The sequence below is a fragment of the Rhizobium freirei PRF 81 genome, assembly GCF_000359745.1.
Lineage (GTDB): Bacteria > Pseudomonadota > Alphaproteobacteria > Rhizobiales > Rhizobiaceae > Rhizobium > Rhizobium freirei.
Genome location: NZ_AQHN01000010.1, coordinates 149,924 through 164,731 on the forward strand (window position 1 = coordinate 149,924; position 14,808 = coordinate 164,731).

Below are 14,808 nucleotides of genomic sequence, written 5' to 3' on the forward strand. Positions count from 1 at the left end.
TCCAGTTATTTTTGAATAAATCTGTAGTGACAGAGGATTTTTCACAACCATCTCCTTAATATTTTTTCAAAGAATCTCTGCATAAGTAAAAATGGGAATTAACCAATACATGTACGGAGCTCACCGATGAGTACGGCGATTGCGCCCAAGGCGCAAATTCCCGACGTGGCAGGGCAGATTACCTACGCCATGCGATCCATGGGGGTCGCACCGATTCCGCGGAATTACGAACTTTTCTATGAAGCCTATATCGGCTCCAATCCCGCGCTGACTCGTGAACTGGCGGCCCTCGGCAGCAACGCCACGCAGGAAGAACTGGACAATATCGGCGCTAAATACTTTCCACGCCATGCAGGCCGCATTTTCGACGATGCCCATGCCCGCCTGACGGTCGAACTGGATGCCGTTCTGCGTGCGCTGAGGCAGGAACAACTGACACTCGATAGCTACAACCGGCTTCTCGGCGAGACTTGCGAGCGCATCAGCTCCAGGAACCACAACAGCGCCGATCTGCTGCGCAGCGCCATAGACATCTTGGCCGCGGCCACCGGCGATACGATGGCACAGGGCGAAAAGGTGGTTGAGAACGTCGCCCAGCGCAGCCAGGAAATGGATCAGGTCCGCAAGGAGCTGGACGAGTACAAGCGTATCGCCAATACGGATGCCCTGACGCGGCTCTCCAATCGCCGTGCGTTCGAGGATCGCCTGGTCTCGATCTTCGACAACCAGCTCACGCGGCCGACGACAGCCCTGGTGCTTGTAGATGTCGATCATTTCAAAAGGATCAATGATACCTACGGCCACCCCGTGGGCGACAAGATCCTTGCAACCGTCGCCTCGATCATCCGCGCCAACGTCAGGCGGGATGTCTTCGTCGCCCGTGTCGGCGGGGAGGAATTCGCGTTGATCGTGGAAGGCACAGCGGCGGAGGAGGTCATGACGATGTGCGAGCGCATCCGCCGCGCGCTGGAAACGACGCCCTTCAAGAATTCCCGGACGAAGGTCGATTATGGTCCGATCACCATTTCGCTCGGAATCTGCATGGCTTCGGATGCCGCCAATTCCGGCGAGCTTTATAACAAGGCAGATCTCGCGCTCTATTGCGCCAAGAACGCCGGTCGCAACTGTTGTAACGTCTATCAGGACGGCATGCAGAAGGACTTCTCGAAAAGTTGGCTCATTTACAAGAACTAAAAGTGAAGCCAACCAACCGCCGGCGCAGCTTTCCCAGGCAGCCGGCGGTTTTGTTTACCACAGCGTCCTTGCCGCCCGTGCCGGCCACTCCCGATCGTAGGTTTCCTGATCGAAGTCGCCCTTTGCCGCCTTGAGCATCAGGCCCGGGCTCGGCAGGTTCGCAGGATCGGCGAAACGCTCCGCATTCCAGAGCTCGGCCCGCATCACCGCCCGCGCGCATTGCAAATAAACCTCATCGATCGTGATCACGACGACGCAGCGCGGATGCTTGCCATCCATCGTGAAGCTGTCGAGCAGGCCTGGCTCGATGGAGATAACGGCGCGGCCGTTGAGCCGCATCGTCGTGTTCGACCCGGGAACCAGGAACATCATCGCCACCCGCGGGTCGCGCACGATGTTCTCCAGCGAGTCGATGCGATTGTTGCCCCGCCAATCCGGAAGAAGAAGCGTCCGTTCGTCCCCGACACGGACGACGCCGCCAAGGTCACCGCGCGGTGAACAATCCAGCCCTTCCGGCCCGACGGTTGCCAGCGCCATGAAAGGCGAAGCTTCGATCATCCGCCGATAAGGCGCTGTCAGCACCTGCGTTACCTTGGTAATCGATGCCTCGCCAACGCCGCCATACAGCGCTCTCAACTCTTCGACGGACGTAACGATACCCATGCTGCCTCGCATTCTTTTCTGCGGCGATCTGCCAAAAAAATCCGGTGCAGCGCGCGCCTTGCTACGAGGAGCGCCGAACCGGGATCCGGTAAATGGATAGCACCGTCCGATCGTCGCTTTCGAGCGATTTTTCCGTTTTATCCGCTTCTGCAAGGAAGGCTTCGATCGCCTCGAACACCGGAACGGCGCCAACGATGCGCCGGTGTCCGAAGCCATTTGCCCAGAAGAGGCGAACATGCTCTCCCTGGGCGGCATAGGCGCGGGCGTGATCGGCGCTCACTTCCTTGTCGTCCTCGGCATGGATGATCAGAACGGGTCGGCTTGGATCGAGCATACTCCGCGGTTCGTCATAGGCGGCAAGCGCCCTGCCCGTAATCCGCCCGACCTCCGCCTCGAGCTCCGTCTGCACCTGTGGGCGAAGTCTCATGACGCGGCCGAAATCCTTGAACAGCCATCCCATGGCGCTCGGCGCTCCGATGAGCACCAGCTTCTTCGTCTCGATGGGATCTATGCGAGGCAGGAAACCCGCAGAGGCCAATGCCAGGCACGCGCCGCCGAAAGAATGCCCGATCGCGGCATCGAAAGCCCCGAAGCGCGCGGATGCGGCGGAAATGGCCGATATGGCAAGGTACACATTGAGGAAGCGGCCGGCCGAGCGGCCATGCCCCGGAAGATCGAGCGAAATCACTTCCGCCCCGGTGCTCGCCAGAAAAGCCGTAAGCTCCGACATATATTCGCTGCTGGAGCCCCACCCGTGTACCACGAGGTAGCGCTTGCGCGGCCCCTTGGCTCCGCCGTTAAAACGATAGGCCATTGCACGGCCGCCGGAAAAAGGCAGCATGAACTCCTCCGCCGCGACCAGCCGCTCTCGGCCCTCCCTATGGGCGGTCTTCGCCTTGGAACCGCGCGGCCTGCGTGACGGCGTGAGGCAGAACAGCCTGAATGCGACTTTGCCGGCGAACTTCGGTGAAAGCCTGCCGAGACCGGACAATCCCGACCGGGTGACCTTGAGTGCAAAGGATGGCATAGTGGGAATCCAAGAAAATGTTCAACTATGAACAATAAAGTACAACGATGAACAAAAATCAATCCCTTCCCTGGGACCATCCGCGTTTTCGAAGCTGGATCGCCGTGGCGCGCGCCTGCCAGCTGATGCAGCAATCGCTGGCGCGGGCATTGGCACATCTCGACATCAAGCCGCCGCACCTCGACATTCTGGTCAACCTGTTTCGCTTCGAAGGCATCTCGCAGCAGGAGCTCGCCCGCAAGCTGCTGGTCGGCCGCTCCAATATGAGCATGCTGCTGCCGCAGATGGAAAAACGCGGACTGATCGAGCGCCGCGGAGACAAGCAGGACAAGCGCGTGCTGCGCCTCTATCTGACGGCGGCGGGCCGCCAGGTTACAGAGGAAGCCATGACCATTCAGACCGCCCTCATCGACCGCATGATGTCACATGCGCCCGTCGAGGAATGTGAAATCATGACCGCGCATATGGAGCGAGTCGTCACCCTGCTGATGCAGGACGAACGCGAACCGCTGGAGGCGGTGGGCGATCAGTGACCTCCTGTCGAGCGCGACGACGGGACGACCCGCGACAGTGACGCGAACTCCCAGATCGCCACGACGACCAGCACTGCGGTGGCAAGAATGCCGAGCTGGTAGACGACGACCATCGGCAGGGTGAGAAGCAACAGCGCCAGCCCGGCGAGCCCCGCCATGTGCGAGAGCGGCGGCCGGCCGGTTGTCACGCCCTTGAACCAGAGGTTTCCGAGCAGGAAGACCGCCGGACCGCCGAGGAGAGCCGCCGCAATACGCATGTCTGCGGCACCATGTGGATGCGCGAACAGGAACTCGTCGCCGACGACACTCAGCATGATGCCGGCGAGAATCGGAATATGGGCATAGGTGAAGGCCTGTCGCGCCAGGCTTCCCGGCGTGTCGTCATGCTCGATACGGTGAGCTGCCCGTTCATGGCCGAACTGGAAATAGATCCACCAGAGAGCGACCGTGCCGACGAAAGCGGTGATGAACACCGCCACGATCAGCGGCGTCACCGGCTGCTCGGCAAAGGTCTTGCCGGCCTGCAGAACGGCCTCGCCAAGGCAGATGATGATGAACAGCGCGCAGCGTTCCGCAAGATGAGCGCCCGAGACGTTCCAGTCCGCCGTCGTCGACTTGCCAAGGCCAGGCACGCGGAAGCCGAGCGCAGGCGCAGAATACTCGATCAACAGGGCGATCAGCCAAAATATGACCCTCGTCTCGCCTTCCATCAGCGCCCCTGCGATCCAGAAGATACCGGAAAAGACAAGCCAGCTGGTGATGCGCAGGAAATTGCGATGATTGGCCTTGCTGGCGTTCTTGAGCGCGTAAACGGTGAACAATGACCGGCCGACCTGCATGAAGACATAGGCGCCTGCGAAATAGATTCCCTTCTCGGCAAAAGCCTCGGGGATCGAGGCCGAAAGGATGAGCCCCGCAAACATCAGCGTGAACAGCATGATGCGCACCGGCATGCGGTCCGGGTCCAGCCAGTTCGTCACCCAGGCGGTAAAGACCCAAACCCACCATACCGCGAAGATCAGCATGATGGCTTCCAGCCCGCCCAGCGGCGTGAAATGTTCCGCCAGGGTATGGGCAAGCTGCGAAATCGAGAAAACGAAGACGAGATCGAAAAACAGCTCGACGAAAGAAACCTTGCTCTCGTTCTTGCTGCCCTTGGCGCGAAGCCAGTTTTCCCTACCCCCAAGGATCATGCCTGCGCCCCTCTTTCCGTTGCGCCGATTGTGCTAGTGCGACCTTCCGCCCGGGTCGCGACTGAGACCCTTTTCCTTCAATTCGGCCTCATAGGCCGCAAAAAGCTCATCGCCCTTCTCGCCGAGTTCGCGCAGATAGGACCATGTGAAAATGCCGGTATCGTGCATGTCGTCAAACCCGATGCGCACCGCGTAGTTGCCAGTGGGTATCATGGACATGATGCCGACATTGCGCTTGCCCGGTACGGTAACTTTCTGGCCAGGCCCATGCCCCTGCACCTCAGCCGAAGGCGACAGCACCCTGAGCATCTCCGCCGGCAAATCAAAGCTTGCGCCATTGTCAAATGTCACTATGAGGTGACGGCGGTCCTTCGATACCCGCAATTCGGTCGGCCAAACGTCGCTCATCGGTTTTCCCATGCCTTTCAGTGTCTTTCCGAGAATTATGCCGCTGCTCGTTCACGCGCAAGTGCATTCGAAAAGCATTTTCCTTGACGCAACAATCGCCTATGCCCACATTAGCAGCATAACGGAGGCATGAGTGAACAGCATCGTCGGCAGCATAGGCAACGCACCGCAGCTTCGGTCGGATGCGGCCCCCATGATCGACCCTTTCGGGCGCGCTGTTACCTATCTGCGTGTTTCTGTCACGGATCGCTGCGATTTCCGCTGCACCTACTGCATGGCCGAGCACATGACCTTCCTGCCGAAAAAGGATCTGCTGACGCTCGAAGAGCTCAACCGGCTCTGTTCCGCCTTCATAGCCAAGGGTGTTCGCAAGATAAGGCTCACCGGTGGCGAACCTCTTGTGCGCAAGAATATCATGTTTCTGGTCCGCGAGCTCGGCAAGCAGGTGCAGGACGGCGCACTCGATGAACTGACGCTGACGACAAACGGCTCGCAGCTCGCCCGCTATGCCGACGAACTCTACGATTGCGGCGTACGGCGCATCAACGTCTCGCTCGATACGCTCGATCCGGGCAAGTTCCGCACCATCACCCGCTGGGGCGATTTCGCCAAGGTGATGGAAGGCATCGACGCAGCACAGAAGGCCGGCCTGAAGATCAAGCTCAACGCCGTTGCCCTGAAGGGCTTCAACGACGCGGAAATCCCGGACCTGTTGCGCTTTGCGCACGGCCGGGGCATGGACCTGACCGTCATCGAGACGATGCCGATGGGCGAGATCGAGGAAGATCGCACCGATCAATACCTGCCGCTTTCCGAATTGCGTGCCGATCTCGAACGTCAGTTCACGCTAACCGATATCTCCTATCAGACCGGCGGCCCTGCCCGCTATGTCGAAGTTGCCGAAACCGGCGGACGCCTCGGCTTCATCACGCCGATGACTCATAATTTCTGCGAGAGCTGCAATCGCGTGCGGCTCACCTGCACGGGTACGCTCTATATGTGCCTCGGCCAGAACGACGCAGCCGATCTGCGCACGGCGCTACGCGCGACGGAAGACGATGCGCTTCTGCACACGGCGATCGATGAAGCCATTACCCGCAAGCCGAAAGGCCACGACTTCATCATCGATCGCACCCATAACCGCCCCGCAGTCGCGCGCCATATGAGCGTCACCGGCGGCTAGCCCACACCGAGAAAATCAATGCGGCTTGAGCTCCTTCGCAATGCGACGCTGAAGATCAACTATGGCGGCCATGTGCTGCTGATCGATCCCTATTTCGCGCCGCGCCACAGCCTGCCCTCCTTTACCGGTCGCTCTCCCAATCCGATGACGGAATTGCCGCGCTCGATCGACGATATCCTCCAAGGCGTCGATCTGGTGATCATATCGCATCTGCATACCGATCACTTCGATTCGGTCGCCAAGGAGCGCGTCCTGAAATCGCTGCCGATCCTCTGCCAACCCGGCGACGAAGGAAGCATTCGGGAAGCCGGATTCACCGATGTCACGCCGCTGAATGCAGCGGCCATCTGGAATGACCTGACATTCACGCCGCGGCAGGGCAGCCACGGCCTGGGGCCGGTTGTCGAGAAAATGGGGCGGGTCATCGGCTTCACGCTGGAGGCGGCCGGCGAGCCCACCGTCTATTGGGCAGGCGACACCGTGTTCTATCCGCCCGTTGCCGAGACGATCCAGCAGGTTTCCCCCGATATCATCGTCACCCATTCCTGCGGCGCCCGCTGGGACGGCGATCTCATCGTCATGGATGCGGAGCAGACCATTGCCGTCAGCCGTCTCGCGCCGCGGGCTATCGTCATCGCAACCCACATGGAAGCGTTGGACCACGCCACGATTACGCGGCAGGACCTTCGCCAGGCTGCGAATGCGGCAGGTATCGATTCCTCGCGCCTGCTGATCCCCGCCGACGGCGAAACGCTCCAGCTGGACTGATAGTCCGAGCATGCGTCGCCGGACGCGATGTGCAGGCCTAATTAAAAAAGCACCGGAACCATTGGCCCGGTGCTTTTCTCCTGCATAGGTCTTTCTATCGATCTGCCAGCTTAGGCAGCGCGATGGCGTGCCTCAGCACCACTGTAATCCTCATAACCCATTTCGCCCTCGCCGGTGCGGAAGCGATCGATCTTCTCGGACAGCATATCGACGCGCTGGCGCAGACCGTGGATCTCGGCGTTGTTTTCTTCGACCATGGCCGCATTGCGCTGGGTGATCAGCTCGACTTCGGCAACGGCACGCGTCACTTCCTCGATACCGGTCGACTGCTCGGTGGTAGCAGACGAAATGTCGGCGACGAGCTTCTGCACGCCGGTGACGTGGCTGATGATCTCAGCCAATGCCGCACCGGTCTGCTCGACCAGATGAACACCATTCTGCACCTGCGCCGAGCTTGCAGAAATCAGGCCCTTGATTTCCTTCGCCGCATTGGCGCAGCGCTGCGCCAGCTCACGCACCTCCTGTGCCACCACGGCAAAGCCGCGACCTGCTTCGCCGGCACGGGCGGCCTCGACGCCGGCATTCAGCGCCAGAAGATTGGTCTGGAAGGCGATTTCGTCGATGACGCCGATGATCGTGGCGATCTTCTCGGAGGAACGATTGATTTCGCCCATGGCGCCCACCGCCTTGGCGACCACCTCGCCCGACTGCGTCGCATAGGCCTGCGTCTCATTGACGGAGCTTGCCGTCTGCCGTGCGCGATCGGCGGTCGAGCGCACCACGTCGCTGAGGCGATGCAGTGCACGCGAGCTTTCTTCGAGGGCCGCGGCCTGCTGCTCGGTGCGCCGCGCCAGATCGTCGGCCGACATGGCGAGGTTGCCGGTGCCGCCCTTGATTTCTTCGGCGGTATAGCGAACGTCCGTCAGCGTTTCGCGCAGGGCTTCGATGGCATGATTGTAGGTGAAAGCCATTTCGACAAAGTCCGCGGACAGGTCTTCGCGCATGCTTTCTTCAAGATTGCCGTCGGCAAGCTTGGCCAGAACATCGGCCAGCGCGTTAAGGGCTTGCTTCTGTTCGGCCTCGATGCGGGCACGCTCAGCGGCGCGGCGGGCGGCCTCTTCCGCCGAAAGCGCTCGCGCACTCTCCGCTTCCCGCTCCAGGCGGACATTTTCAAGGGCTGCATCGCGGAAGACACTGACTGAGCGGACCATATCGCCGATCTCGTCGCCGCGATTGCGTCCGTCGATCGCCACTTCCAGATCGCCGCTTGCAAGCCGCGTCATAATCTCGGTGACGCGCTTCAGCGGTGCGCGCAGTGTCTCCACCAGCATCAGGCCGCCGACGATGGCAAGCAGGGTGCCGAGGATCATTGCAATCACGGAGACATTGGCGGAACGCTCGCTGTCTTCCTTGCCAAGCTCCTGCGCCTGGGCGACGAAACTGCGCAGCGAGGTCATAGCATCGGCCAGCAGGCTGTTGGACTGGATACGCGTCGTTTTCCAGTCGATCGAGGTCTGCAGCAGATCCGCCGATCCATTGGTGAGGCTATCGATCAACGGCTGCACATGGGCGGCAAAATCACGCATGGTGGCATTGGTCTGGCCCAGGGCGGAAATCTTAGTGGCCGCCGCCTTCAGATCCTTGAGATCCGCCATCACGGGGTCGCGTGAAGCCGCATCGCGAACCGTCTCCATGCGCGATGCATGCAGCGTCAGGCGATCGACGATGCCGAGCGCCTCGTCGACGCGATCCAGAAGCTCTTTCTGACCGTCGATGATCTTGTCCAGGCTGACGAAACGATCGGCCGCGGTGTCGCTGTTCTTCGCCGACTGCAGCGTCATCTCGCCTTCGATCTTCACGAAGCTCTGCAGGATGGGTCCCATCGCCTCGACCTTCTGGTCAGGCGTGCCAGAGCCCTTCAATACCGCATCGAGCTTGTCTGCGGCCTCCGAGGCATTGCTGACGAGCCCCGCGCCGCGCTTGGATACCAGAGCCTTCGACACCGATACCTGCTTCAGAATAGCATCGGCATAGGTGCGGGCGTCGGAAATTTCCTCGGCGGGGTCGGCCGCCATCTGCACCTGGATGCGCAGATTGCTCATCTTCTCCGACAGCCCCTTATAGGCCGCCGCATCATAGAGCAGCTCCTTGGCGAAGGTTTCCTTGTCGTTGAAATCCTTGCGGATGATATCGATCTGCTTGCCCGCAGCCTTGGCGGCGACTTCGACGCCCTGCACGGACTTGCGGATCGCCTCGACATCGGCATCCTGCTTCTGCCGGATGGACCAGAGTGTTGCCTGCTGCGTGCGCATCTTGGCCGCAAGCTCGCTGACCGGCACGATCTTGGCGCGCTGGTCGTCGCTCAGCAGCCCGCTCAGCCGATGCACACCCTGCTCCTGCGCATCGATCTTGCCGCTCAGCGCCTGACGCGTATCCTCGGAGGGAGCCGCCGTGAATTCCAGGAGCGCAGCCTGCAGGTTTTCGAAATCGCTGATATTTTCAATCGTGGCCCGCGTCACGGTCATGTGACCGTTCAGGATATTGGCCGTGTGATAGCCGACCAGGCCCACGCCGGCGATGAGAACCACCAGCGGCACCACGAAGATAAGAACCTTGGTGACAATCCTGCGGCCTTGCAAAAGTCGATCAATGAAAAACATGCGGCGCCTCAACTGGATTATAAAAATCTCCAGCGAAGGCGGGATCGTCATTCCTGCTGCGCTGCGGTAGGGCTTCTGCCTCATGCAAAACCGTAGAGAGCCTCAAGAAATAAGATTGAATAAGAATTAATCGCCCGCCTAAAAGCGGGCATATCGGGAAAAAATTACAACCTGCGCATAGTTTTGCGACTATTACGCGTTAAAAGCGCGTCCTGCGCGACGACTCCGCCGCAGTGCACAATCGAATTTAGCCGCGACCGAAGGACAAATGATTCCAATTTACGTCAAACGGCGCTAATCCGGACGGATATATCAGGGGACTCATTTTTCTCATGCGAATGACCAGGAATATGCAGGGCGCGCTCTTAATGGCCGTATCCATGGCCAGCTTTTCCACTAGCGACGCACTGTCCAAGACGGTCATTGCCTCGATGAATGCCGGCGAAATCATCTTCATCCGCGGCTTGTTCACGACCTTCTTCGTCTATCTCGTCGCACGCAGGATGGGCGCGCTACGCTCCTGGAGGGTCGCCCTGCAACCGATGATCGCGCTACGCATCGCCTGCGAAGCGATAGCGGCGGCGACTTACATCACCGCTCTCGGGATGATGCCCCTTGCCAATGCCTCGGCCATCCAGCAAGCCGTGCCGCTGGCGGTGACGCTTGGCGCGATGATCTTTCTGAAGGAACCTGTGGGATGGCGGCGGTGGACCGCGATTGTCGTCGGCTTCGTCGGCGTGCTCATCATCATCAGGCCCGGCCCGGCAGGTTTCAACACGGCCGCTCTCCTCGTCATCGCCTGCATGTTCGCGACCGCCGCCCGCGATCTGGCGACGCGCTGTATCGACAAGGACGTGCCGTCGCTGATGGTGACCGTATGCACGGCAATTTCCATATCAGTCTTCGGGGGTCTGTGCATCGTTCCCTTTGGCGGCTGGCAGCCGGTGAGCATGACATCGCTGCTCCAGCTGCTGCTTGCCTCCATTCTCGTGCTGATCGGCTACCAGACGGTGATATCGTCCATGCGCACGGGCGAAATCTCCTTCGTCGCGCCGTTCCGCTATCTGAGCCTCATCTGGTCCGCCCTGCTGGGCTTGATCGTCTTCGGTGAAATGCCGGACGGCTGGTCAATCTTCGGCGCCGCGATTGTCATCGTCTCCGGTATCTATACATTCTACCGGGAACACAAACGTCGCGCTGCCGAGCTTATTGCGCGGCAGGCTGAACAGCGCGTTCCCGCTTGAGGTCGCTGCCATGTCGGGCGCCATTGCCAATGCCGACGATATTCCCGTCGTCCTGCTTGCAGGCGGCCGATCAAGCCGCATGGGGGCGAATAAGGCTTTCGCGACCCTCGGCGACCAGAGCCTCTTTGCCCGTATCGTCGCACGCATCGCTAAAAGACAGGCAAAGCCGGTAGCGCTCAACGCCGACGCGGATTGGCCGGATGCAAAGGGCCTGACGCTGGTCCCGGACAGTATCCCCGGCAAGCTGGGCCCGCTCGCCGGTGTGCTTGCGGCCATGCAGTATGCAGCACAGCGCCATCCGCAGGCCTCGCATGTCGCCACCGTGCCGATAGACAGCCCCTTCTTCCCGGAGGATCTCCTCGCACGGATGGCCGAAGCCATTCATACCAGCGATGAAATCGCAATCGCTGCATCCTTCGATCGCGACCATCCGGTTTTCGGCCTGTGGCCCGTTTCTGCCGCGGGCGATCTCGAAACATGGATCGTCACCGACCCGAAACGGCGGGTCAGGGATTTCCTCGCACGTCATAAGGTCCGGCGGGTGGAATTTCCCGCCGTCCAGACCTCGATCGGCCCTCTCGATCCCTTTTTCAACGTCAACACCCCCGACGATCTCGTCGAAGCGCAGAAGTGGCTTGCAGCCTTGGAAGACATGTCATGACGATATCCCGACCGAAAATCTTCGGCATTGCCGGCTGGAAGAATTCCGGCAAGACCGGGCTTGCGGTGCGTCTGGTCACCGAGTTTACACGGCGCGGCTACCGCATTTCGACGATCAAGCACGCCCATCATGACTTCGATATCGACAAGGTCGGCGCCGACAGCTTCCGTCATCGCGAGGCGGGAGCACACGAAGTCACGATCGCCTCTGGCACGCGCTACGCCATCATGCACGAATTGCGCGGTGAACCCGAGCCGAGTTTTGAAGAGATACTGGCCCGCCTCGCCCCTTGCGACCTCATATTGATCGAAGGCTACAAACGCGAGCCGATCCCGAAGATCGAAGCTCGCCGCCTGGAAGCGGTCAACCGCGAGCCGCTAGCCCCGCACGACCCGCATATCGTCGCCATCGCCGCCGACCACGCCGTCGAAGAGGCCGGTTCGCTTGCCGTGTTCGATCTCGACGACACCAATGCGATCGCCGATTTCATCGCCGCGACCACGGGCCTCGGCGCGCCGGCAAGATAAGAGGCCGCCAGTTTCCCGGCGGCCCCCTTTTTCATGTGTCAGCAGATGCTTACTGTTTCGATGCGACCGGACGGACCAGCGGCGTGATGCGCCGGATGGTGACGCGCCGGTTTTCCTGCGACGGTCCCAGCGTATTCACCTTGAGATACTGCTCGCCATAGCCCTGCGTTACCAGGTTCTCGGCCGGAATGCCGTAGACGTCGGTCAGCACGTTCGCCACCGATTCCGCGCGGCGGTCCGAAAGGATCAGGTTGCTCTGGGCCGAACCCACTGCATCCGTATGGCCTTCGATGAGGAAGGTCTCGGTCGGATCGCGCTGGATGACCTTCGACATGCCGTCGGCAACACCGCGCAGCGTGCTCGCCTGCGTCATCGGAATGTCGGCACTGCCCGTCGCGAAAGTGATCGTATCGAGGTCGATACGGCGGATCTTGTCACGAATACGGGCCGAATAGCGCACTTCGTTGACCGAATAGATGCGCTCGACCGGCTCGACCGGCGGCTCCCGCAGGAAGTCGTAGTAGTTCGCATTGCGGTTGGACGCCGTGTCGATGATGTACTGGCTCAGCGGAATGAGCAGGCGCATCGGCGGCAGGTCGTCGCCCGGATCGCGGAAGTAGTCGTCATGATCCGGCCGGTTTTCGAGCTCAGGCGAATAGAACAGCACATATTCCCGACCTCGGGCGTCGACGCGCGAGCGCTGGATGATGTCACCATAGCGGTTGCGGATCGTGATGATCTGATCGCCGTTCGGCTGGTCGATGGTCTCGCGGTAGCGATCCCGTGGCAGCTGCTCGTAGGTCGGCCGCTCGCCGCCGCGAACGAAGCGGTCGGTATCGTCATGGCGAACGACATAGGTGTTGTCGACATTCACGATGGTGCGATTGTCCTGATTGATGATGGTCTGGATCGAGGCGCCCTGCGGCGGGGCGAAATCCGGACGGCGGTCGATGCGGCGACCCTGCTCGCTGGTCACGGCCTCGATCTTGACGGGCGGTTGCGCCTGGGCACCGGCGGCGGCGCGCTGCGCTTCGGCGTCGGAGGTCGGCGGCTTGGTGTAGGCCGGTGGCGGCTGCTGGGCCGGGTTGGTTTGCGCCTGGCCGCTCGGAGCCTGACCGGCCTGCCCGCGACCACCCTGAGCGCCGGGAACGGCCGGGTTCTGGCCGCCATTCAAATGCTCGCCGCGACGGACGGAATCCTTCTGGCTGTCGAGCACGGCACTGCCGTTTTCAACCGGCAGGATGACGGGGCCGTTTGCCGAGGTCGGATTTTCCGCGATCTTCTTGCGGCGTTCCAGCTCCTGCGGCGAAACCTGTTCTGCCGGAGGCACCTGAATTTCGCCAGCCTGCTGGCCGTTGCCATTGGCTGCCGGAGGCGTTGCATTGCCCTGAGCGGGCGTCGCTGCCCCATTGGCAGGCTGCTGCTTGCCGGGCTGCGGAGCGGTTGCCTGGTTTCCGGGCTGAGCATTCCCAGGTTGGGCAGGCTGTGCCTGCGGCTCTACCTTCTGCGCCGGCTGCTGCGGATTGGCGGCAGGCTGTTCGCCCTGCTGCTGAGTCTGCGGCTGCTTGCCATGGGTCTTGTCGCCGGGCTTCTGTTGTCCCTGCTCGGTGCCGGGCGCCACCTGAGTTCCAGGCTGGGCTTGCGGCTGCGCCTGCGTTGCGGGCTGCTGAGTATTTTGCCCCTTGGGCGGCTGAGCGGCAGGCGTCTGCGGCTGTTCGGCCGGCTGTTGCGCCGGAGCCTCTGGCTGAGCTTGCTTCTTCGGATGGGCATTCTGGTCCGGTTGGGCCTGCTTTGCCGGCTCCTGCTGAGTTTGCGGTGCGGCGGTCGCCGGAGCTTCCTTCTGGACAGGCGCTTCCTTCGGAGCCTGAGCGGGCTGCTGTGCCTTCGGCTCAGGCTTGGCCTTGGGTTCAGGCTTTGCCTCCGGCTGCGTTTCGGCGGCAGGCTGCTGCTGTTCTACCTTGGGCTGCGGCGCTTCTGCAGGCTGCTTGCCCTTTTGCTTGGGCTGCGGCGCTTCGGGCTGGGCCTCGGGAGCGACGGCCTTCGGCTGCGGCTTGGCTTCAGGCTGGGCCTGCGGCTCTTCGGCCGGCTGCTGACGCTTCTTCGGCTCGGGTGGAGCCTCTGCGGCCGGCTGCTGCTTCTGCGGCTTCGGCTGCTCCTGCTCTGCGGGCTGCTGATGCTCCGCCTTCGGCGGCTGGGCTTCCGGTTGCTGCTGCTTCTGCGGCTTTGGCTGCGGCGCCGCTTCGGGCTCGGCCTGCTTGTGCTGCGGCTCTGCGCCGCCCTGAGGTTTCTGGCCTTCGTGCTTCTGGCCCTGCTCGCCCTCGGCGGGCTTCTTGCGCTTGAGCTGTTCTTCTTCCGGCTGAGGCGCCGGTGCCTCCTGCTGAGCCACTTCGAAACTTGCAGCGGCATCGGTCGTTCCGGCAATGCCATTGCTCAATGGCGCGATGGGCTGCTCGCGCAGCGCCGCAGCTGCCACCGGCTCGAATGCGAGCGATAATGAAAGCAGCGGAAATGCGGCGCTGGCAAATAGTCTGGATCGCTTACCCATATGGGGTCTCCTCTTGTAATCTCTGTCCGCCGAATTGCGAATCTCAGCCGGCAAGGCGATGCCTCACGATCCCGGCCAATTTTCGGTTCTCATGAGGCTGAATCGCGGCAAGCCGCTATTGGTTCCCGAACTATTAGGTTGCAGCAATTAACCTCGGCTGAACGTAGCGGATGGCTTTCGTTCAGATTTCCCTTTGGCGCGT

At 61.3% G+C, this 14,808-nt stretch carries 13 protein-coding genes; 7 read left to right on the plus strand and 6 right to left on the minus strand.

The window, feature by feature from the left end; all coding sequences use genetic code 11:
* Nucleotides 1-126: 126 nt before the first annotated feature.
* Entirely contained in the window at nt 127-1,194 is a 1,068-nt protein-coding gene (locus RHSP_RS03605; protein ID WP_037149433.1) for a GGDEF domain-containing protein, read from the plus strand.
* A gap of 54 nt (nt 1,195-1,248) precedes the next feature.
* Here the strand turns inward: RHSP_RS03605 and RHSP_RS03610 are convergent, their stop codons facing one another.
* Together RHSP_RS03610 and RHSP_RS03615 are read right to left on the minus strand one after the other, a co-directional pair.
* Entirely contained in the window at nt 1,249-1,857 is a 609-nt protein-coding gene (locus tag RHSP_RS03610; RefSeq protein ID WP_004109147.1) for a pyridoxamine 5'-phosphate oxidase family protein, read from the minus strand.
* A 61-nt stretch (nt 1,858-1,918) separates the two neighbouring features.
* Nucleotides 1,919-2,884: an alpha/beta hydrolase gene (locus RHSP_RS03615; RefSeq protein ID WP_037149436.1), complete on the minus strand. Its 966-nt coding sequence runs from the start codon at nt 2,882-2,884 to the stop codon at nt 1,919-1,921.
* Between the two features lie 47 nt (nt 2,885-2,931).
* Between RHSP_RS03615 and RHSP_RS03620 the strand changes: the two genes are divergently transcribed.
* A complete protein-coding gene (locus RHSP_RS03620) occupies nt 2,932-3,417 on the plus strand; it encodes a MarR family winged helix-turn-helix transcriptional regulator (protein WP_004109156.1) in 486 nt (161 codons plus the stop codon).
* On the opposite strand, the gene RHSP_RS03625 is transcribed toward RHSP_RS03620, so the two are convergent.
* The gene (locus tag RHSP_RS03625) at nt 3,411-4,610 is read right to left on the minus strand and encodes a low temperature requirement protein A (RefSeq protein ID WP_004109159.1); all 1,200 of its coding nucleotides are present in this window, start codon (nt 4,608-4,610) and stop codon (nt 3,411-3,413) included. The genes RHSP_RS03620 and RHSP_RS03625 overlap by 7 nt on opposite strands.
* 33 nt (nt 4,611-4,643) lie before the next feature.
* Nucleotides 4,644-5,018, minus strand: coding sequence for a gamma-butyrobetaine hydroxylase family protein (locus tag RHSP_RS03630; RefSeq protein WP_004109163.1), 375 nt, complete (start codon nt 5,016-5,018; stop codon nt 4,644-4,646).
* Between the two features lie 193 nt (nt 5,019-5,211).
* On the opposite strand from RHSP_RS03630, the gene moaA reads away from it, so the two are divergent.
* A complete protein-coding gene (moaA, locus tag RHSP_RS03635; protein ID WP_420820085.1) occupies nt 5,212-6,201 on the plus strand; it encodes a GTP 3',8-cyclase MoaA in 990 nt (329 codons plus the stop codon).
* Between the two features lie 18 nt (nt 6,202-6,219).
* Nucleotides 6,220-6,969: an MBL fold metallo-hydrolase gene (locus tag RHSP_RS03640; protein WP_004109174.1), complete on the plus strand. Its 750-nt coding sequence runs from the start codon at nt 6,220-6,222 to the stop codon at nt 6,967-6,969.
* A 110-nt stretch (nt 6,970-7,079) separates the two neighbouring features.
* On the opposite strand, the gene RHSP_RS03645 is transcribed toward RHSP_RS03640, so the two are convergent.
* Nucleotides 7,080-9,629: a methyl-accepting chemotaxis protein gene (locus RHSP_RS03645; protein ID WP_004109176.1), complete on the minus strand. Its 2,550-nt coding sequence runs from the start codon at nt 9,627-9,629 to the stop codon at nt 7,080-7,082.
* Between the two features lie 332 nt (nt 9,630-9,961).
* Here RHSP_RS03645 and RHSP_RS03650 point away from each other — a divergent pair, with 332 nt between their 5' ends.
* Genes RHSP_RS03650 through mobB form a run of 3 tightly spaced genes read left to right on the plus strand, consistent with a single transcriptional unit; the run spans nt 9,962 to nt 12,061 of the window.
* Complete coding sequence (locus tag RHSP_RS03650) at nt 9,962-10,873, plus strand: DMT family transporter (RefSeq protein ID WP_037149440.1); 912 nt, start codon at nt 9,962-9,964, stop codon at nt 10,871-10,873.
* Between the two features lie 10 nt (nt 10,874-10,883).
* Entirely contained in the window at nt 10,884-11,534 is a 651-nt protein-coding gene (mobA, locus tag RHSP_RS03655; RefSeq protein WP_004109194.1) for a molybdenum cofactor guanylyltransferase MobA, read from the plus strand.
* Nucleotides 11,535-11,536: 2 nt separating this feature from the next.
* Nucleotides 11,537-12,061, plus strand: a complete 525-nt coding sequence (gene mobB, locus RHSP_RS03660; RefSeq protein ID WP_200863238.1) for a molybdopterin-guanine dinucleotide biosynthesis protein B — start codon at nt 11,537-11,539, stop codon at nt 12,059-12,061.
* Nucleotides 12,062-12,110: 49 nt separating this feature from the next.
* On the opposite strand, the gene RHSP_RS03665 is transcribed toward mobB, so the two are convergent.
* Nucleotides 12,111-14,606 carry an OmpA family protein gene (locus tag RHSP_RS03665; RefSeq protein WP_004109199.1) on the minus strand — a complete coding sequence of 832 codons (2,496 nt, stop codon included), beginning with the start codon at nt 14,604-14,606 and terminating at the stop codon, nt 12,111-12,113.
* Nucleotides 14,607-14,808 lie beyond the last annotated feature (202 nt).

Coding starts and splice junctions, on each gene's coding strand:
- RHSP_RS03605 (WP_037149433.1), top strand. CDS start 127: ATGAGTACGGCGATTGCGCCCAAGGCGCAAATTCCCGACGTGGCAGGG.
- RHSP_RS03610 (WP_004109147.1), bottom strand. CDS start 1,857: ATGGGTATCGTTACGTCCGTCGAAGAGTTGAGAGCGCTGTATGGCGGC.
- RHSP_RS03615 (WP_037149436.1), bottom strand. CDS start 2,884: ATGCCATCCTTTGCACTCAAGGTCACCCGGTCGGGATTGTCCGGTCTC.
- RHSP_RS03620 (WP_004109156.1), top strand. CDS start 2,932: ATGAACAAAAATCAATCCCTTCCCTGGGACCATCCGCGTTTTCGAAGC.
- RHSP_RS03625 (WP_004109159.1), bottom strand. CDS start 4,610: ATGATCCTTGGGGGTAGGGAAAACTGGCTTCGCGCCAAGGGCAGCAAG.
- RHSP_RS03630 (WP_004109163.1), bottom strand. CDS start 5,018: ATGAGCGACGTTTGGCCGACCGAATTGCGGGTATCGAAGGACCGCCGT.
- moaA (WP_420820085.1), top strand. CDS start 5,212: ATGATCGACCCTTTCGGGCGCGCTGTTACCTATCTGCGTGTTTCTGTC.
- RHSP_RS03640 (WP_004109174.1), top strand. CDS start 6,220: ATGCGGCTTGAGCTCCTTCGCAATGCGACGCTGAAGATCAACTATGGC.
- RHSP_RS03645 (WP_004109176.1), bottom strand. CDS start 9,629: ATGTTTTTCATTGATCGACTTTTGCAAGGCCGCAGGATTGTCACCAAG.
- RHSP_RS03650 (WP_037149440.1), top strand. CDS start 9,962: ATGCGAATGACCAGGAATATGCAGGGCGCGCTCTTAATGGCCGTATCC.
- mobA (WP_004109194.1), top strand. CDS start 10,884: ATGTCGGGCGCCATTGCCAATGCCGACGATATTCCCGTCGTCCTGCTT.
- RHSP_RS03665 (WP_004109199.1), bottom strand. CDS start 14,606: ATGGGTAAGCGATCCAGACTATTTGCCAGCGCCGCATTTCCGCTGCTT.